The following is a 20,169-nucleotide window of genomic DNA, read 5'->3' as shown; positions in this document are numbered from 1 at the left end:
TCATTCAAAAATTAAATAGCATGCAATTACAGGATTTACTTTATGGCATCACGATTAAAGAATTGGTTGGAAAAACCGATAGGGAAATCAACAGCCTAAACTTTGATTCTCGTAAGGTAAGTAGAAACGATGTTTTCTTCGCTGTAGTTGGTACCCTTGCAGATGGACATCAATTTATCGAACAAACCATTGCACAAGGTGCTGCCGTAATCATTTGTGAAAATTTACCTGAAGTACACGATTTTACAGTCACCTACATCAAAGTAGAAAATACTTCAGTTGCATTGGGTATCATGGCAGGTAATTATTTTGGTAATCCATCAAACGATTTAAAGTTGATCGGCATTACCGGAACTAATGGTAAAACCACAATTGCTACCATTTTATTTAAGTTATTTAAAGATTTAGGTTATAAAACGGGTCTCTTATCAACAGTTGAAAATTATATCAATGATAAAGCTGTTGTAGCCACGCATACTACGCCAAATCCAATTGCTTTAAATCAATTATTGCGTGATATGGTTGATGCTGGTTGCGATTATTGCTTTATGGAAGTGAGTTCTCATGCGGTTTCTCAACACCGTATTGAAGGACTGAATTTTTCTGGAGCCGTATTTTCAAACATCACACACGATCATTTAGATTTTCATAAAACCTTTGATACTTATTTGAAAGCTAAAAAGGCTTTTTTTGATGTTTTGCCGAAATCTGCCTTTGCACTCACCAACATCGACGATAAAAATGGTATGGTGATGCTGCAAAATACTAAAGCCCATAAAAAAACTTATGCGCTTAAACAATTGGCAGATTTTAAAGCCAAAATTATCGAAAACCAATTCAGTGGCTTGCATTTAGATATCGATAATGAAGAGGTATTCTTCAAATTGGTAGGCACATTTAACGCTTATAATTTGTTGGCGGTTTATGGTACAGCAATCCTTTTAGAACAAGATAAATTGAAGGTTTTAACCTTATTGAGCCGCTTAACCGGTGCTGAAGGGCGTTTCGATTATATTACATCTCCAAATAAAATTATTGGAATTGTAGATTATGCGCACACACCCGATGCTGTGCAAAATGTATTGAGTACCATCGCCAATATTCGCAAAGGTACCGAACAGGTAATTACGGTAATTGGTTGTGGTGGAGATCGCGATAAAACCAAACGTCCGATTATGGCACAGGTGGCATGCGATTGGAGCGATAAAGTGATTTTAACTTCTGATAATCCAAGAACAGAAGATGCGCAGTCGATTATAACAGATATGGAAGCTGGCGTTTCGCCAACCAATAAACGTAAAACATTATCCATTTTAGATAGGAAAGAGGCGATAAGAACAGCTTGCCATTTAGCGCAAAGCGGAGATATCATTTTGGTGGCTGGCAAAGGCCATGAAAAATATCAGGAAATTAATGGTGTTAGGAACCATTTTGATGATAAAGAAATTTTAATTGAACAACTTAACCCAAACAGCTAATGTTATATTTATTATTTGAATACCTGCATAAGCATTACGATATTCCTGGTTTAAGGTTGTTCCAATACATTACCTTCCGTGCCTCAATTTCTATTATCCTTTCTTTGGTAATTACCACAGTATACGGACGAAGATTGATCGATTTTCTTCATAAAAAACAAGTTGGTGAAACGGTTAGGAATTTAGGTTTAGAAGGACAGATGCAAAAACAAGGCACGCCTACAATGGGTGGTATCATTATTTTGCTGGGTATCTTAATTCCAACCTTGCTATTTGCAAATATCTCAAACGTATATGTAATCTTAATGATTATAACTACAGTTTGGATGGGTGCTGTTGGTTTTCTTGATGACTACATCAAGGTATTTAAAAAAAACAAAGAAGGTTTAGCTGGTCGTTTTAAGGTTGTTGGTCAGGTGGGTTTAGGTTTAATAGTAGGCTGTACCATGTACTTTCATCCTAATATTGTTGTCCGTGAAACTGTTCAAGATGATGTTAAACCAACTTCAACTGTACCAATGGTATTGCGCCAAAAAGGAGAAACATTCTATTATACACAAGATGTAAAATCGACTAAAACCAATATACCTTTTTATAAAAATAATGAGTTCGATTATGCAAAGGTATTTAAGTTTTTAGGTGGCGATTATCAGAAATATGCATTTTTGGTGTTCATCCTTTTTACGGTTTTTATTATCACTGCGGTATCCAATGGAGCCAACATTACCGATGGTATTGATGGTTTAGCTACAGGAACTTCTGCAATTATAGGTATCACGCTAGGTATTTTGGCTTATGTATCGGGTAATACCGTAATGGCTGATTATTTAAATATTATGTATATCCCAAATTCTGGGGAGCTGCTGATTTTTGCGGGTGCTTTCGTGGGTTCTTGCGTAGGTTTTCTTTGGTACAACTCTTACCCAGCTCAAATTTTTATGGGCGATACCGGAAGTTTAGCCATTGGCGGTATTATCGCATCATTTGCTTTAATGATTCGTAAAGAGCTTTTGATCCCAGTTTTATGTGGTGTATTCCTGGTAGAACTGGTTTCGGTGATTATGCAGGTATCGTATTTTAAGTACACGAAAAAACGATTTGGGGAAGGGCGAAGAATATTTTTAATGTCTCCGCTACATCACCATTATCAAAAGAAAGGTTATCACGAAGCAAAAATTGTAACACGGTTCTGGATTATTGGAATAATGTTGGCCATTATTACGATAGTAACCTTGAAATTGAGATAGAAGAAAGTTAAAAGTATAAGGTTAAAAGTTAAACAAGCCAAATCCCCAGTCTTAGACGAACTAAGATACTTGGGGTAATAAATAGAAAATTAACTGATAAATAAGATTAAATAAAATTGTAGTAGTAGTCAGGTTCAGTCTTGATAATTGATACTTGATACTCACTACTTGATACTAATAATAATGAGCACAAACCAAAATAATACATTAAGCAACATCCAGCCAGAAATGGAAGGGCAGGGCCGTGTGGTTATTTTGGGTGCTGGTGAAAGCGGTGTAGGTGCTGCAAAACTAGCTCAATTGAAAGGATTTGAGGTTTTTGTGTCTGATTTTGGAATTATTTCAGATAAATACAAATCAGCTTTAGAAGCACTTAATATTTCTTTCGAATCGCAACAACATACCGAAGATTTAATCCTAAACGCAACAGAGGTAATTAAAAGTCCGGGGATTCCAGCAACAGCTCCAATTGTTCAAAAATTGGTTGACAAAGGTATTCCCGTGGTTTCAGAAATTGAATTTGCTGGTCGTTATACCAATGCGAAAATGATTTGCATTACCGGATCGAATGGTAAATCGACAACCAGTTTGCTTACCTATCACATCTTAAAAAATGCAGGTTTAAATGTGGGTTTGGCAGGAAATATCGGACATAGCTTCGCAGCTCAAGTGGCTACAGAAAACTTTGATTATTATGTGTTGGAAATCTCAAGTTTTATGCTTGATGATATGTTCCGGTTCAAAGCTGATATCGCTGTCCTTTTAAATATTACCCCCGATCATTTAGATCGGTACGATTATAAATTAGAAAATTATGCTGCATCGAAAATGCGGATTATCCAAAATCAAAAAGCAAATGATGTTTTTATTTATTGCGCCGACGATGAAGAAAGCATTAAAGCATTAAAAAATACCCAGCCTTTGGCTAAAACATATCCTTTTTCGATTGTGAAAACAGTTGAAAACGGTGCATACTTAACCGAGCAAACTATCCACATCCTTACAGAACCAAATAACGAACTAACCATGTCTATTTCAGATTTAGCCCTACAAGGCAAGCACAACATTTATAACTCTATGGCTTCGGGCATTGTAGCTAAAGTTTTAGAGTTAAGAAATGACACCATCCGCGAAAGCATGGGCAATTTCAAGAATATTGAGCACAGGTTAGAGCATGTGGCCAAAATTTCAGGAATTGATTTTATCAACGATAGTAAAGCTACAAATGTTAACTCAACTTGGTATGCGTTGGAAAGCATGACAACCGACGTGGTGTTGATTATGGGTGGCGTTGATAAGGGCAATGATTATGGTATGCTTAAAGATTTGGTTCAAAGCAAAGTAAAGGCTATTGTATGTTTAGGCAAAGATAATAAACGCATTCACGATGCTTTTGAAGATGATGTGGAGGTAATTGTAAATACTTTCTCTGCAGATGAAGCAGCACAGATTGCTTTTCACCTAGCAAAGCGTGGAGATACAGTTTTACTCTCTCCGGCATGTGCTAGTTTCGATTTGTTTAAAAATTATGAAGACCGCGGTAATCAATTTAAAGCGGCAGTTAGAGAATTATAATAGGAGGCTTAAAAGATGTTCCAAGCACTACTTAATAAAACAAAAGGCGATAGATGGATCTGGTTAATCATCATCCTGCTTTCGCTTATATCTGTAATGGCTGTTTACAGTGCAACAGGAACTTTAGCTTATAAAAAAGGCGAAGCGGTAGAAAAATTGCTTTTAACCAAGCACCTGATTTTCGTTTTAATGGGTATTGGAATGATCTACATAGCCCATTTGCTTGATTATCGGTACTATGCTGGTATCTCGAAAATTTTGATGATTGTAACCATTCCGCTTTTGGTATACACGCTGATTTTTGGTACTAACTTAAACGATGCATCACGTTGGGTGAAAATACCAGTGATTGGATTAACATTTCAAACCTCCGATTTAGCAAAATTGGCATTGATCACTTTTTTGGCAAGGATGTTAACTAAAAAGCAAGAAAATATTAAAAACGTAAAAGAATCATTCGTTCCCATTATGGGCTCTGTTTGTGTTGTTTTCGTTTTAATTGCTTTGGCTAATTTATCAACAGCGCTGATGCTTTTTGGTGTAAGTATTTTGCTTTTAATTATAGGTCGTATCAGTATTAAGCAGATTGCAATTGTTTGCGCCGGCGGATTTGTATTGTTATTATTCGTGTTCTTTCTCGGTCCGAGGAGAAAAACTTATATGTCGCGGATCAATACGTTCATCCATCCGGAAATGCAACATTCAGATAAAACTTTTCAGGCAGATCAGGCAAAAATTGCGTTGGCCACTGGAGGGGTTTTTGGTAAAGGGCCAGGTAATAGTACACAACGGAATTTCCTACCACACCCGTATTCCGATTTTATTTTCGCCATTATTATTGAAGAATGGGGAACAATGGGAGGAATTATAATCATGGTACTTTACCTGGTGCTTTTATATCGATGTATTAAAATAGTAACCCGAGCCCCCAAGGCGTTTGGGGCGTTGCTGGCAGCTGGATTAAGTTTTAGTTTAACCATTCAGGCTTTTGCCAACATGGCTGTAGCAGTTGGTTTAGGACCCGTAACCGGTGTGCCACTTCCTTTAGTGAGTATGGGCGGTACCTCAATGATTTTCACCAGCGTAGCTTTTGGGATTATATTGAGTGTAAGCAGAGATGTGGAAGAAAATGCAGGCGCAATAGCAAAAGAAGATAAAGAGAAAGTTAAAAATAAAGTGATTGTTGGAGAGATTCCAGCGTTTGGGTAGTATTAGTCGTCATTGCGAGGAAGCATGACGAAGCAATCTATTAAATAAATATATCAAATGAGATTGCTTCGTACCTCGCAATGACGGACATGGCATCTAAATAATTAAATATAAAATGAATAATTCCCCAAAAATTATCATATCAGGTGGTGGCACCGGCGGGCATATTTTCCCCGCCGTAGCCATAGCCAATGCGCTTAAGCGCTTGGTGCCCGCGTGTGAAATTTTGTTCGTGGGCGCAAACGGTCGCATGGAAATGGAAAAAGTTCCTGCTGCCGGATATAAAATAATTGGTTTGAACATCAGCGGCATGCAAAGAGGTTCAATTGTGAAAAATCTTGCTTTGCCATTTAAGGTAATTGGTAGCGTTCGAAGAGCGATGCAGATTATTAATGATTTTAAGCCAGATGCTGTTGTAGGTGTTGGAGGTTATGCTTCTGGTCCTTTGTTATATGCAGCGTCTTTAAAAGGAATTCCATATCTCATCCAAGAACAGAATTCTTACGCAGGAGTAACTAATAAATGGTTGGGCAGAAAGGCATCCAAAATTTGTGTGGCTTTTGATGAGATGGATCAGTTTTTTCCTGCTGATCGGATTTTGAAAACTGGAAATCCAGTGCGCAAAGAGGTGGTAGATATAAAAGGAAAGCATCATGCAGGGGCAGAGCTTTTAAAACTCGACCCACTAAAAAAAACAATTATGGTTACTGGCGGAAGTTTAGGCGCTGGAACATTAAATAAAGCGATTGAAAAACATTTACCAGAAATCATCGCACAAGATGTGCAAGTGGTTTGGCAAACCGGTAAATATTATTATAAAGGAATTATCGAGCGTTTAGGATTGGAATATCATCCCAATGTTCGCATTTTGGAATTCCTGAATAAAATGGACTTGGCTTATGCAGCGGCTGATGTAATTATCAGCAGAGCAGGTGCGGGAACGATCGCGGAACTTTGCCTCGTCAAAAAACCAGTGATCTTGGTGCCTTCGCCAAATGTGGCAGAAGATCATCAAACTAAAAATGCCATGGCCCTGGTTAAAAATGGTGCGGCATTACTTATAAACGATCGTTCGGCTGAAGATACTTTGGTAGCAGCCGCACTTGATCTACTTAAAAATAAAGAACAGGGTGAAAAATTATCTGCTAATCTTGGTAAAATGGCATTACCAGAAGCAGATGAAATTATAGCGGGAGAAGTGTTGAAACTGATAAAAGCTTAAAAAAAAAGCTGAAAGACCAAAGCGAAAATTGACAATCCGTCATTACGAGGTACGAAGCAATCTTAAAGCAAACATAATATTTAAAACGATAGGAAGAAAAAGCCTTAAGCTTTGGTCTTTCTGCTTTTAGCTTAAATAAAAATGGAACTAAGTAAAATAAATAGAGTGTTTTTTGTAGGTATCGGTGGTATCGGCATGAGTGCGCTTGCTCGTTATTTTGCTAAACGCGGTCAGGTGGTTTGTGGTTACGATAAAACCAGGACCAAATTAACCGAAACATTGGAACGAGAAGGAATTTTAATCACTTATTTAGATGAAGCATCGTCTTTACCATGCGCATTTTTAGATAATCATGATGATACCTTAATTGTTTACACGCCAGCAATTCCAAAAGACTCCAAAATTTTAAATCACTTTAAGGATAAGGATTTCACCTTCAAAAAACGCTCTGAAGTACTTGGCATTATCAGTAAGGGGATGTTTTGTATCGGCATTGCAGGTACGCATGGTAAAACAACAACTTCCTCTATTGTTGCGCATATTTTAAAGGATACAGGTTACGATTGCACTGCTTTCCTTGGAGGGATAACCAGTAATTACAACAGCAATGTTTTGTTTGGAAAAAACAATGTTGTAGTGGTAGAGGCCGATGAGTACGATCGTTCTTTTTTAACACTGCATCCAGATATTGCAGTAATCACCTCAATGGATGCTGATCATTTGGATATTTACGGCGATAAAAGCCATTTGGAAGAATCTTTCCGGTTGTATGCTGGTCAGTTGAAACCTAATGGTACACTTTACGCACACGAAGGTTTGCCATTAACCAATAGCATTAGCTACGCAGCAAGTGCTACAGCAGTTGCAAGAGCTGAAAATCTTCGTGTTGAGGGATCGAAATTCGTATTTGATTATCAGGATGAATTGACGAAGATTGAAGATATCAGTTTAATGTTGCCTGGCAAACATAATGTAGAAAACACAACTGTTGCTATTGCAATCGCTTTGAAACTGGGTATCGATCCTGATAAGATCAAACAGGCAGTAGCTAATTTTAAAGGTGTAAAACGCAGGTTCGAGTATATTGTAAATAATGATAATCAAATTTATATCGACGATTATGCGCATCATCCAGAAGAATTAAGAGCCTGTTTTGATGCCGTTCGTCAGTTATATCCGAACAAAAAACTAACGGTAATTTTCCAACCGCATTTGTTTACGCGTACGCGTGATTTCGCTGATGAATTTGCAAAAGTTTTAAGCACAGCTGATGAATTGTTGTTGCTCGAAATCTATCCCGCAAGAGAATTGCCTTTAGAAGGTATTAATTCGAAGTTTTTGCTGGATAAAATTTCATTGGAAAACAAAAAAATATGTGGAAAAGATTTTGTGGTTCAATATGTTAAGGATACAAAACCTGAATTAATTTTAACGGTTGGTGCAGGCGATATCGACACGATTATCGAGCCACTAAAAAATACATTGAACAATGCTTAAAAAAATAAACTGGAGCACAATATTTACTGGCTTTGCCTGGCTAATTAGCCTGGCAGGTGTGGTGGTGCTTTTAAGTTTCATCAATGTTAAAAAGCAAACTGTTAAATGCACTGATGTTAAAATTTTAATTCCAGGGGCAGATAATTTTATCGAAAGGGAAGAAATTGATCAAATTTTAAGAGAAGATCAAGGTGTGCTTTTAGGACGTAACATCGAAAATATCAACATCCATAAAATTGAAAAGAAACTGCAGTCTAACCCATACATTGCTTTTGCAAAGGTTTATGTAGAAATGGATGGTGTTTTACATATCGAGGTTAAGCAGCGACAACCAATTGTTAGAATTTTAAATAGCAATGGTCAAGATTTTTACATTGATAACGATGGCTTAAAAATGCCAATCTCATCGAATTTTACAGCTAACGTTTTAGTTGCAACCGGTAATATCACCGAGGTTTTTGGAAGTAGGGTAGATACACTTCACACCAAATTGGCTCATGATATTTATAAAACTGCTTTGTATATTAAGAAAGATACGCTTTGGGATTCGCAGATTGAGCAGCTTGTTGTCGATCAGAAAAATGACATCGAACTTATTCCTCGTGTAGGTAATCAACGCATTATTTTAGGTAATGCCGATTCTTTGGAAAAGAAGATGAATAATTTGTTACTGTTCTATAAAAAAGCAATGCCCCAGGTAGGATGGGATGCATATAGAACAATCAACATTAAATATACCAACCAAATCGTTTGCGAAAAAAGAGATTCTACAGAAATTGCTAGAAGACCAAAAACAATTTCGGGCACTGATAGTTTGAGAATACAACGCCAGGTATCCGATTCATTAATTAGAAATGCAATTGGTAATGCAATGGGAGAACAAACTGCAGCCGTAACTCCAAAAAAGGAAACGCCTAAAACGGTAGAGCCAAAGAAAGTGGAACCCAAAAAGGTTGAACAAAAAAAGGCAGAGCCTGTAAAAACAGAAGTAAAAAAGGTTATAGCTAATTCTACCTCAACTAAACCTAAGGAAACAAAGCCAGCAGATAAAAAACCAGCCATAACAGATAAAAAGAAGACAACAAAATCTGCAGCAGAGCTGAAGTTGGAAAGAGAAAAAGAAATCAGAGCCCTAGAAAAACAATATAAAACTCAACAAAATTAACGAATATGGACAAGGCAAAATTTACCAGTCAGTCTCCCATCGTAGTAGGATTAGATATCGGTACTACAAAAATATGTGTTATCGTTGGTCGCAGAACCCAACATGGTAAGATAGAAATTTTAGGAATAGGAAAGGCAGAGTCGGCGGGTGTGACACGTGGAGTGGTTTCTAACATTCAAAAAACAGTGCAGGGTATTGCTCAAGCAGTTGAAGTAGCAAGCGGACAATCAAATGTAGAAATACAGGTGGTAAATGTGGGTATTGCTGGTCAGCACATTAAAAGCTTACAGCACAGAGGTATTTTAACAAGAAGAGAATTAAATAACGAAATCGGTAAAAAAGATATCGATAAGTTGATTGATGATATGTTTAAATTGGTAATGCCTCCCGGTGAGGAAATTATCCATGTATTACCCCAAGAGTTTACAATTGATAATGAGCCAGGAATTAAAGATCCGATTGGTATGGCTGGAGTACGTTTAGAGGCGAACTTTCACATCATTTCCGGACAGGTTACGGCTGTAAAAAACATTATTAAATGCGTTAACAATGCAGGCTTGCAAACTCAAGATCTGATACTTGAGCCACTAGCATCTTCCGAATCGGTGTTGAGCGATGAAGAAAAAGAAGCTGGTATTGCATTGGTAGACATAGGTGGTGGTACAACTGATATTGCTATTTTTCACGAAGGTATCATTCGCCACACAGCTGTTATTCCATTTGGTGGAAACAGCGTAACTGAAGACATTAGAGAGGGTTGCTCGGTAATGCGCAACCAGGCTGAATTGTTAAAAACCCGTTTTGGATCTGCCTTGGCCGAAGAAAATAAGGAAAATGAAATCATTTGTGTTCCAGGTCTTCGTGGCCGTGAGCCGAAAGAAATTTCTGTAAAAAACCTGGCCTATGTAATTCAGGCCCGTATGGAAGAAATCATCGAGCATGTTTATTACGAGATTAAATCTTCAGGTTACGAAAAGAAATTAATTGGTGGTATAGTAATTACAGGTGGTGGTGCTTTGTTAAAACATTTATCGCAAGCGGTAGAATATGTTACTGGTTTAGATTGCCGTATTGGTTATCCAAATGAACATTTATCAAAATATGAAGATATGCCAAAGGCGATCTATGATGATTTAAAAAGCCCGATGTATGCCACCAGTGTAGGTTTGCTGATTAAAGGTATTCAGAAAGCTGAGGAGTTGATAGAAGAAATGAAACAGCCAGGTGTTTTTGTTGAGAAGCCTAAAGCTATAAAAGAAAAAGAAAAACGCGGGCCAGGATTATTTGATAAGTTATTGGCAAAAACAAAAACATTCATTCAGGATGATATGAATGTTAGCGATGAAGATTATCTGAAAAGCTAAGTTATTTTTCAACAAAACATGAGTTTTCCACATTCTTAACACTTGTGGAAAACGTCTGTTGAAAAAGTGTTAATATTACGTTGAGTAATGAACAGAATTTAAAACTTTTTAAACAACTGATTCATAAAGATATGCAGTTCGAAATGTTAAAAGATAAGTCATCAATCATCAAAGTAATTGGTGTTGGAGGCGGTGGCGGCAACGCAGTAAACCATATGTACCTGTCGGGTATTACTGGTGTAGACTTTATTATTTGTAATACAGATGCCCAAGCTTTGGAATCTAGCCCTATACCAAATAAGGTACAATTGGGTGCTAGTTTAACCGAAGGAATGGGTGCTGGTTCTATTCCCGAAGTTGGTAAAAACTCGGCTATAGAGAATATTGATGATATTAAAGCGATGCTTGGTAGTACAACCAAAATGTTGTTTATCACAGCAGGAATGGGTGGTGGTACAGGAACTGGTGCATCGCCAATTATTGCCAAAGCTGCTAAAGAGCTTGATATTTTAACAGTTGCCATCATCACTACACCTTTTTCTTTCGAAGGAAAAAGACGTAGACTTCAAGCTGATGAAGGCATGGAAGAACTAAAAAAATATGTAGATTCTTATCTGGTAATTTCGAATGATAGGTTACGTGAGATTTTTGGAAATTTAACCTTAGGCTCTGCATTTGGTCAGGCTGATGATATTTTAACAACGGCTGCAAAAGGCATTGCAGAAATCATCACTGTTCCAGGTTACATCAACGTGGATTTTAAGGATGTGCGTACCGTAATGAAAGAAAGTGGTGTTGCCATTATGGGTAGCCATGCAGCCGAAGGCGAAGACCGTGCTTTACAAGCTGTAGAAGGTGCATTAGCTTCTCCATTATTAAAAGATAATGAAATTGAAGGCGCCCGTTACATTTTATTAAACATCAGTTCTGGTGCCCGTGAGGTAACAATGGATGAGGTTTCAATTATAACAGATTACATTCAGGAGAAAGCAGGCTTATCTGCCGATTTAATTTGGGGTAACTGTACCGATGAAACCTTAGAAGATAAATTATCAGTAACCATTATCGCTACGGGTTTCCAAACTTCTGAGGAACGCGTTCACGAAGAGAAAAATAAAAAGAAAATCTCTTTATTAACACCTGAAGAAGCACCATTGGTTCGTCCGGTTGAGCCAGTTAATTCTTTCATTCAGCCTAAAACTGCTCCAAGTTACGAGCCGGTTTTAAAAGCTAAAGAAGAAGTTTCGCAGGCAGACCTTTTTGGTGGAATGTTTGCAAAAGCTGAACCTCAAAAAGTTCAGGAACCTGAAAATAACATTGTCCGTCATACTTTAGTTGAAGAAGAACCTCAGGTAGAAGAGCAGCAAGAAACGGGTTTTGAGTTTGAAGTAAAATTAGCTGAAACTAATTACGTTTTCGAAACGCCAGTTGCCGAAGTTGTGCCTATGCCAGAACCTGAACCAGAAATGCCAGTTGTTGGTTTGGATGATGATAAAAATGACGAATCGATGGAAGAGCAATTGAAAAAATCTAAAGAGCGTATATTACGATTGAAAGATTTGAGCATGAAATTGCGCACCACCAATGGTTTACAGGAATTGGAAAATGAGCCTGCTTACAAACGCAAGCAAATGCAATTGCAGCAAGTTCAACATTCTTCTGAGTCGCAAGTAAGTCGTTTTACTTTAAGCAATGATCAGGATGGCGGTACAGAGATTAGACCAAACAATTCTTTCTTACACGATAATGTTGACTAGATCAAACCAAATATAACTTTAAAGCCTCGATTTACTATCGGGGCTTTTTTGGCATAAATTTAGAGTATTAAAAAATCTTAATTGACAGGCAGCAGATTAATCTGGTTGATTTTAAGACGAATAAACCGTAAATTCGCAAAATTTTATTATAAAAAACACGTATTACATTGGATATATTTGATAAGATAGCAAAGCACATGGGGCCGCTTGGTCAACACCAAAAATGGTCTCATGGGTATTTTTCTTTTCCAAAATTAGAGGGCGAAATTGCACCACACATGCAATTCAAAGGAAAAGAGCATTTGGTTTGGAGCTTGAATAACTATTTAGGTTTAGCCAATCACCCAGAAGTTAGAAAAGCAGATGCTGATGCAGCTGCAGAATTCGGTATGGCTTACCCAATGGGTGCCCGTATGATGAGTGGTAACTCGAAATATCACGAACAATTGGAACAAGAACTTGCTGCATTTGTAGGTAAGCCTGATGCATTTTTATTAAACTACGGTTATCAGGGTATGGTTTCGATTATCGATACATTGGTTGATCGTAACGATGTAATTGTATATGATGGCGAATCTCATGCCTGTATCATCGATGGTCTTCGCCTGCACATGGGTAAAAGATTTGTTTACCAGCACAACGATATCGCAAGCGCAAAAAAACAATTAGAACGTGCTACTAAATTAACCAAAGAATCTGGAGGTGGAATTTTATTAATTACCGAAGGTGTGTTTGGTATGAGTGGAGCACAGGGTAAGCTAAAAGAAATTGTTGATCTAAAAAAAGAATTCGACTTTCGTATTTTAGTTGATGATGCACACGGTTTTGGTACTATGGGCAAAACTGGCGCAGGTACACATGAAGCTCAGGATTGTATCGAAGGAATCGATGTATACTTCGGAACATTTGCAAAATCAATGGCCGGTATTGGTGCATTCGTAGCCTCTACAGAAGAGATTACCAATTTCTTGAGATATAACATGCGCTCGCAAACTTTTGCAAAGGCTTTACCTATGCCAATGGTTAAAGGATTGCTTAAGCGTTTAGAATTACTAAAAAGCAAGCCTGAACTTAAAGATAAGCTGTGGGAAATTGCAATGACCTTACAAAAAGGCTTACGTGAGCGTGGATTTGATCTTGGTGTTACGGATTCAGTAGTAACTCCGGTTTTCTTAAAAGGAGAATTAACAGATGCTACTGCTATTACTTTTGATCTTCGTGAGAATTATAGTATATTTTGTTCTATCGTAGTGTATCCGGTAATTCCAAAAGGAATGATCGAGTTGCGTTTAATTCCAACTGCAGTTCATACATTAGAAGATGTTCAACGTACATTAGATGCATTTAGTGAAGTAGCCCAAAAGCTTGAAAACGGTTATTACAAAGAAAACCAGTTCGCTACTGCATAGTCGATATTATATTTTTTAAGGCCCTTTAAACTCGTTTAAGCGGCTTTTTTATTTCGTTTACTTTGTAACTATTTCTAATTCAGTGATTTGAGTATATTTTTTGAATGCTCAATGTTCATAAAACGTTTAATTGTGGAAAAAAACGGCATTAAAGACGCTTTTTATTCGCTAAAAAATTTTCGTTTGTACAACAAACCTATTAAATTAGAGTTAGATAATTAAAAATCAAACCTTTAAAATTATAGGAGTACTAAGAAAATGAAAAAATTTGAAGAAGTAAAAAGTTTAGTTGCAGTTTTGGAAGCTGATGCTGATAAGTTTTATAACAAAGGCAACAGTGCTGCCGGAACCCGTGTACGTAAAGGCATGCAAGATTTGAAAAACTTAGCACAAGCTATTCGCTTAGAAGTACAGGATACAAAAAACAAAGATTAATTTATCTAAAATATTTATAACAATAAAAGTCCCGATAAGCATCGGGACTTTTATTGTTATTGGATGAATTTATAATCATCACTCCGTTCTGATTGTTCATAGCGGACAAGCTTGCCTTTGTAGAAGTAATAGAACGAGTAAAAAGGCGAGTTGATTGAATCAAAAGTTCTTCTTGAAACGCGATAAATGTTAGTTCCATCGGCTACAGAAGAAACAAGTTCGGCAGTTTGCTTAGCTTGCTTAAAAGTTGACTCACTTGTTCCAATTGGAACAATAGCAGGGACTTTGCAGCTTAGCACGATACATGCCAAGGCTACAATAAATACTTTTTTCATTTGTGTTTAATTTGTGTGTAGTAATCGCATTCCAATAATTATGCCTGCATAAAATTTATTGTACGGAACAAGATGAAATTTGGGATAGGAAAATTCGATGGAAGATAATTACCTGGTATAAAGCTAATTAAAGGATGTAATTTTTTAATTACCCATAATAAAAAAAGGTTAATTCAACTGCTGTATTCAGCAATCGAATTAACCTTCTTATTTATCAAATGATATTGAATATATTTTAGCTCAAGTTATACTAATTGACTTAGTTTTTCTATTTCTTTGATAATTGATTGCTCTAAACCTGATGATGCTTTAACTAATGGTAACCTAACTGTATCGCCACAAATACTTAAATGCTTAAGCGCAGCTTTTATTCCAGCCGGGTTGCCTTCTGCAAAAGCTAAACGAGTAAATTCTACCAAGCTCAAATGCGCCGGTGTAGCGGCTTTAAAATCGCCTTCCAAACATTGTCTAACCATATCTGAAAATTGGCGAGGCAAAGCATTCCCTACCACAGAAATTATTCCTGATGCACCTAAAGCAATCATTGGTAAAGTAATCGGGTCATCACCAGATATTAAAAGAAAATCGGCTGGTTTGTCTCTCATGATCTGATTAAATTGATCAAAACTTCCTGATGCTTCTTTTGTTGCAATAATATTTTTAAAATCATGCGCCAATCTACAGGTCGTATCTGGCGTCATGTTACTCATTGTACGCCCAGGAACGTTGTACAGGATTATATCCAGGGGCGAAACTTCTGCTAAATATTTATAGTGTTGGTAAATACCTTCTTGTGATGGCTTATTGTAATATGGACTAACCGATAAAATGGCGCTATAACCATTATTCTCAAAATTTTTAATATCATCGGCAACAGCTAAAGTATTATTTCCGCCAATACCTGCAACCAATGGTAGTCTATTATTATTAATTTCAGCAGTATAGGCCCACACTTTCTTCTTCTCTTCCTTAGTCATTGTAGCGGTTTCGCCGGTTGTACCTAAAGAAACGAGGTAGTCAATGCCTCCTTCCACCAAATGATTAATCAGGTTTTTTAAACCATTATAATCAACTGATCCATCTGTGTTAAAGGGTGTAACTAATGCTACCCCAGTACCCTGAAATTTGTTCATTATATATTGTAATTATTGAATTTTGAATGAATGATTGTTTGAATGTACCTATTCTGTCATTCAATTATTTATTCACTTATTTCTATTTTATCATTGCTAAAAGTTCCAAATCACTAATCATCGGAATATTTAGTTTTGTTGCCTTTTCCAGTTTTGATGGACCCATGTTATCTCCTGCAACGAGGTAATTTAACTTACCAGAAATACCACTTAAAATCTTACCGCCGTTAGCTTCAATAATATCTTTTAAGTCATCGCGGCTATAGCTTTCAAAAACGCCCGAAATTACGAATGTTTTTCCAATAAGTTTATCACTTGCCAGTTCAATTAGCTTTTCTTCAATTTCAAAGCGCAAACCTGCCGATTTTAATAATTCTATTTGCTCTAAATGCTCTTTTTTTGCAAAATATTCAACAATACTTTCTGCTATGCGTTGACCAATTTCATCTATTGCAATCAATTCATCAATTGTAGCTTTCGATAAAACATCTATATTTTTGACGCCGGCAGCTAATTTTTTAGCTACTGTTTCGCCCACGTAGCGTATGCCCAATCCAAAAAGAACTTTTTCGAAAGGCATTTCTTTCGATTTTTCAATTCCTGTAAGCATGTTCTCAATCGAGCGTTCGCCAAAACGATCAAGGGTTTTTAGCTGATCGGATTTTTGATATAAAGTATAAAGATCGCTGATTTGATTAACCAATCTGTGTTTAAAAAAAGTTTCTATGGTTTCATCTCCCAATCCATCAATATTCATCGCTTTGCGGGATATAAAATGCTGAATTTTACCTACAATTTGAGGGGGGCAACCTTCATCATTTGGACAATAGTGAACCGCTTCTCCTTCTTTTCTGATTAATTCGGTTCCACATTCCGGACAATTATGTAAATAATGTACCCGGCTTGATCCATTAATTCTCTTATTAAGATTTACCTTAATGATTTTTGGAATAATTTCTCCGCCTTTTTCTACGAAAACCGTATCGCCTTCGTGTAAATCCAGTCTTTCGATTTCATTGGCATTATGCAAGGTTGCTCTTTTAACAGTTGTTCCGGCCAATAACACGGGCTTTAAGTTCGCAACAGGCGTAACTGCGCCCGTACGTCCAACCTGGTAAGTTACTTTTTCTAGAATGGTTTCTACTTCAGCTGCTTTGTATTTGTAAGAAATTGCCCAACGTGGTGATTTAGCTGTAAAGCCAAGCTCTTGCTGTTGTGCATAACTGTTCACTTTAATTACTATCCCATCAATATCATAACTTAGTTTAAAGCGTTCGGTTTCCCAATGGTGAATAAATGCCAAAACATCATCAATATTTTTAACCAGGCGATTGTGTTCGCAAACATGGAATCCCCAATCTTTAACAGCTTGCAAACTATCCCAGTGATTTTTAAATTCGTTTTTATCGGTATATAGAAAATAAATAAATCCGTCTAATGGCCGTTTGGCTACTTCCTTGCTATCCTGCATTTTTATGGTTCCGGAAGCAAAATTTCTAGGGTTTGCATAGGCAATTTCTCCCAATTCTTCCCGGGCAGCATTCAATCGCAAAAACGCAGCCTTATGCATAAAAATTTCCCCACGAATTTCAAAATGTTCCGGAGCTTTTTTGCTTTTAATTTGGTGTGGAATAGTGTGAATTGTTTTGACATTATTGGTTACATCATCGCCCTTAGTGCCATCACCCCGGGTTACCGCTCTAACTAATTTTCCATTCTCGTAGGTGAGGCTAATGGATAATCCGTCGAACTTTAATTCACAAACATATTCAAAGTTATCGCCGATTGCTTTACGAATGCGTTCATCAAAATCACGAAGATCTTGCTCGTTATAGGTATTACCCAAAGAAAGCATGGGATATTTATGCTGAACGGTAATGAAGTTTTTAGTAATGTCGCCGCCTACTCGCTGGGTAGGAGAGTTGGGATCAGCAAAATCAGGATTTGCCTTTTCCAGTTCCGCTAAATGCTTTAACTTTTTATCAAACTCATAATCGCCAATGGTGGGCATAGCCAACACATAATAATTGTAATTGTGCTGGTTTAGCTCGGCAACCAACGCATCCATTTCTTCTTTTACTGCAAATAGCGACATGTGAGCAAATATAAAAAAAGGATGAGTTGTATTTAGCTATTTCTAAAATTATGCGGTATTGCTTTAAAAAAGTTTCTGGCTGGCAAATATCGAAAATGTAGCAGAACTCCTTATATCAGCTTTTTTTCAATATCGTTGAATATATCCATAAAATCTTTTTCCAAAATAATCTTGAAAATTTCCAGTTGTAAGGTTAAGGCTGCTAATTGATTTTCACTTAAAGTTTTAGGCCACAAACGCATACAAATTTTGTTTAAGGCATAGCTGATGTTTTCTAATTTTTGATAGCTTAACAGGTATTTGCTGCTGATGAAACCATCTAAAAATTTGAAGAATACAGATTCATTTTTTAGCCCACAATGTTCTAAAAAATCACTCAATGATTCTCTTTTAACCGCAATTAACTTATCGTAGAAGTGATTTACCTGGATTAGATTATGCTCAATGAGTAAATGATCGAGTAATAACTCCAGGCCAATATGAGCAAGAAAAGAGGGGCGGACAGGGGTTCCTTCCAGAATGGGTTTAATAAGCTGTTTTAATTCAGTGGTTTTCTCGAAAAAGAATGTTGAAGAATGAAAAAGTAAATCTACTGAAAGATGTCTTTTCCAACCTTTTAGCAAAGCTTCCTCATCTGGATTTCCAAAAAAAAGGAATTCGTTTTTTTGAGGATAAAGATTTGCTTCTTTTGAAGCATTTTTTACCAAATCTGGTAATACTGTTCCCATAACCACATTGGCATCATCATTTGATCTATCAAAATAGTAATGGGACAGAAAGTTCATGCCCACAAGTTAATGTTTTCTTTGATGGTGAAAAACCAAAACCAGCAAATACTAGGTGTTAGATTCGTATTGCTTTGTAAATTAATTATTTATAAATTTAATAACCCTAACAAACTCATCATGCCTAATTCGAAAACCTACAGGATACTTTCTTTAGATGGAGGTGGATCCTGGGCGCTCATCCAAGTGAAATGCTTGCGTAAACTTTTTGCAGAAACCTTTGATAATCCTGATCCAACGGGACATGAAGTTTTATCAAAGTTTGATCTGGTGGCAGCCAATAGTGGTGGAAGTTTGGTTGCTGCAGCCATGGCAGAAAATCTTCGTCTATCTGAAATTGAGAAAATTTTCGGCGATGAAAAATTAAGAAGTAGGGTTTTCTCCAGATTGAGTTTTTGGGAGAAAAGTTTGCTGTCAAGCGCTGCCAGGATTTTTAAAATTGGTGCAAAATATGCTACTAAGCGAAAACATAAAGCGCTAAAAGAAATTCTTCCGAAAATAGCGCAAATTGATTTAATGCACATTCCGCAACATGTTGCGGTTAACAATGAAGTAAAAACCCAGTTTTTAATTATTGGCTATGATTATTACCGCAACAGGGCGGAAATGTTCCGTACCGATTGCGATAGCCTGGCTTCGACTTCTGTGATTGAACGGAAACTTAAGAATCTTCCTGTAGTGGCGCAAACACCATCTGATTGCCTGGTTAGTTTGGTAGATGCCATACATGCCTCCAGTACGGCGCCAGTAAACTATTTCAATGAGCCAGCAACCTTTAAGGTAAACAATAAACTAAAATTTTATTGGGATGGGGGTGTAACCGGAAATAACAATCCGGTTTTGGCGGCCGTAACGGAGGCCATTTGTAACCGACAACAATATGGAATTGAACATATTCAGGTACTTTCACTTGGTACCGGTTCAGTTTCACAATTGCAGTATGACGAGGAAATTCCGGTTCGATTTAATGAATTAAAAGCAAAATATGAAGAGCCAGGTTTGATTCAGGATATCCAAAAAATGGGAACAAGTATTCTGAATGATCCACCCGATACAGCTGCTTTCGTTGCCTACATGATTCTAAATTCATCAATGCCTGCAAAACCAATTGATTTTATTAGAATGAATCCGGTGTTGCGGCCAATGATGGTAAATGACGCAAGCGGTAAACATTGGGATTTACCAGCAGGCATTAATAAAGATGAATATGTTGCTTTAAACGCCATGGATATGGATGCAGTTGAAGATAAAGAAGTATCCTTAATAATTAAACTTTGTGAAAATTGGTTAAACAATGCCGGTGTTCCAAACCAGGCGATACGAAGTGATGGAGTTTTAAACTGTTTAATTGGTCATGCAGATTTTAATACCGCCAAGGCAGATTTTAAAAGCTGGTTTACACTTACCAACTAATTTGCTTTAAACTAAGCTAAAATTTTATCTTTGCACGCACAATTATAAAA

The 20,169-nt window shown here is 36.9% G+C and carries 16 protein-coding genes; 12 read left to right on the top strand and 4 right to left on the bottom strand.

The features are described 5' to 3' along the window. Positions 1 to 20 precede the first annotated feature (20 nt). The 11 genes from LUA91_RS12000 to LUA91_RS11950 all read left to right on the top strand — a co-directional run bounded on the left by LUA91_RS12000 (position 21) and on the right by LUA91_RS11950 (position 14,358). Positions 21 to 1,478 carry a UDP-N-acetylmuramoyl-L-alanyl-D-glutamate--2,6-diaminopimelate ligase gene (locus LUA91_RS12000; protein ID WP_231426291.1) on the top strand — a complete coding sequence of 486 codons (1,458 nt, stop codon included), beginning with the start codon at positions 21 to 23 and terminating at the stop codon, positions 1,476 to 1,478. After that, a complete protein-coding gene (gene mraY / locus LUA91_RS11995; RefSeq protein ID WP_231426290.1) occupies positions 1,478 to 2,725 on the top strand; it encodes a phospho-N-acetylmuramoyl-pentapeptide-transferase in 1,248 nt (415 codons plus the stop codon). The genes LUA91_RS12000 and mraY overlap by 1 nt, the downstream gene beginning before the upstream one ends. Before the next feature lie 183 nt (positions 2,726 to 2,908). Then, complete coding sequence (gene murD / locus LUA91_RS11990; RefSeq protein WP_231426289.1) at positions 2,909 to 4,300, top strand: UDP-N-acetylmuramoyl-L-alanine--D-glutamate ligase; 1,392 nt, start codon at positions 2,909 to 2,911, stop codon at positions 4,298 to 4,300. 15 nt (positions 4,301 to 4,315) lie between these two features. Continuing rightward, positions 4,316 to 5,509: an FtsW/RodA/SpoVE family cell cycle protein gene (locus LUA91_RS11985; RefSeq protein ID WP_231426288.1), complete on the top strand. Its 1,194-nt coding sequence runs from the start codon at positions 4,316 to 4,318 to the stop codon at positions 5,507 to 5,509. Between the two features lie 115 nt (positions 5,510 to 5,624). Beyond that, complete coding sequence (murG, locus tag LUA91_RS11980) at positions 5,625 to 6,731, top strand: undecaprenyldiphospho-muramoylpentapeptide beta-N-acetylglucosaminyltransferase (protein WP_231426287.1); 1,107 nt, start codon at positions 5,625 to 5,627, stop codon at positions 6,729 to 6,731. Between the two features lie 141 nt (positions 6,732 to 6,872). Beyond that, entirely contained in the window at positions 6,873 to 8,228 is a 1,356-nt protein-coding gene (murC, locus tag LUA91_RS11975) for a UDP-N-acetylmuramate--L-alanine ligase (protein ID WP_231426286.1), read from the top strand. Further along, positions 8,221 to 9,393 carry a cell division protein FtsQ gene (locus tag LUA91_RS11970; protein WP_231426285.1) on the top strand — a complete coding sequence of 391 codons (1,173 nt, stop codon included), beginning with the start codon at positions 8,221 to 8,223 and terminating at the stop codon, positions 9,391 to 9,393. Before murC ends, LUA91_RS11970 begins: the two co-directional genes overlap by 8 nt. A 5-nt stretch (positions 9,394 to 9,398) precedes the next feature. Further along, a complete protein-coding gene (ftsA, locus tag LUA91_RS11965; RefSeq protein WP_231426284.1) occupies positions 9,399 to 10,757 on the top strand; it encodes a cell division protein FtsA in 1,359 nt (452 codons plus the stop codon). A gap of 131 nt (positions 10,758 to 10,888) precedes the next feature. Continuing rightward, complete coding sequence (ftsZ, locus tag LUA91_RS11960; RefSeq protein WP_231426320.1) at positions 10,889 to 12,514, top strand: cell division protein FtsZ; 1,626 nt, start codon at positions 10,889 to 10,891, stop codon at positions 12,512 to 12,514. A 167-nt stretch (positions 12,515 to 12,681) separates the two neighbouring features. Then, the gene (locus LUA91_RS11955; RefSeq protein ID WP_231426283.1) at positions 12,682 to 13,923 is read left to right on the top strand and encodes an aminotransferase class I/II-fold pyridoxal phosphate-dependent enzyme; all 1,242 of its coding nucleotides are present in this window, start codon (positions 12,682 to 12,684) and stop codon (positions 13,921 to 13,923) included. 258 nt (positions 13,924 to 14,181) lie between these two features. Then, the gene (locus LUA91_RS11950; RefSeq protein ID WP_231426282.1) at positions 14,182 to 14,358 is read left to right on the top strand and encodes a histone H1; all 177 of its coding nucleotides are present in this window, start codon (positions 14,182 to 14,184) and stop codon (positions 14,356 to 14,358) included. 56 nt (positions 14,359 to 14,414) lie between these two features. On the opposite strand, the gene LUA91_RS11945 is transcribed toward LUA91_RS11950, so the two are convergent. The 4 genes from LUA91_RS11945 to LUA91_RS11930 all read right to left on the bottom strand — a co-directional run bounded on the left by LUA91_RS11945 (position 14,415) and on the right by LUA91_RS11930 (position 18,706). Then, the gene (locus LUA91_RS11945) at positions 14,415 to 14,693 is read right to left on the bottom strand and encodes a hypothetical protein (RefSeq protein ID WP_231426281.1); all 279 of its coding nucleotides are present in this window, start codon (positions 14,691 to 14,693) and stop codon (positions 14,415 to 14,417) included. Positions 14,694 to 14,938: 245 nt separating this feature from the next. Continuing rightward, positions 14,939 to 15,826 (bottom strand): 4-hydroxy-tetrahydrodipicolinate synthase, encoded by an 888-nt coding sequence (dapA, locus tag LUA91_RS11940; RefSeq protein WP_231426280.1) that lies wholly within the window; start codon positions 15,824 to 15,826, stop codon positions 14,939 to 14,941. 82 nt (positions 15,827 to 15,908) lie between these two features. Further along, on the bottom strand, positions 15,909 to 17,921 hold the full coding sequence (ligA, locus tag LUA91_RS11935) for an NAD-dependent DNA ligase LigA (protein ID WP_231426279.1): 2,013 nt from the start codon (positions 17,919 to 17,921) through the stop codon (positions 15,909 to 15,911). A gap of 110 nt (positions 17,922 to 18,031) precedes the next feature. Continuing rightward, the gene (locus LUA91_RS11930; RefSeq protein ID WP_231426278.1) at positions 18,032 to 18,706 is read right to left on the bottom strand and encodes a hypothetical protein; all 675 of its coding nucleotides are present in this window, start codon (positions 18,704 to 18,706) and stop codon (positions 18,032 to 18,034) included. Between the two features lie 120 nt (positions 18,707 to 18,826). On the opposite strand from LUA91_RS11930, the gene LUA91_RS11925 reads away from it, so the two are divergent. Then, positions 18,827 to 20,119, top strand: coding sequence for a patatin-like phospholipase family protein (locus LUA91_RS11925; RefSeq protein WP_231426277.1), 1,293 nt, complete (start codon positions 18,827 to 18,829; stop codon positions 20,117 to 20,119). Positions 20,120 to 20,169: the final 50 nt, after the last annotated feature.

This window comes from Pedobacter sp. Leaf250 (assembly GCF_920984735.1).
Taxonomy (GTDB): Bacteria; Bacteroidota; Bacteroidia; order Sphingobacteriales; family Sphingobacteriaceae; genus Pedobacter.
Note: the sequence above shows the minus strand (reverse complement) of the source record. Positions and strands in the feature narration are given on the sequence as shown.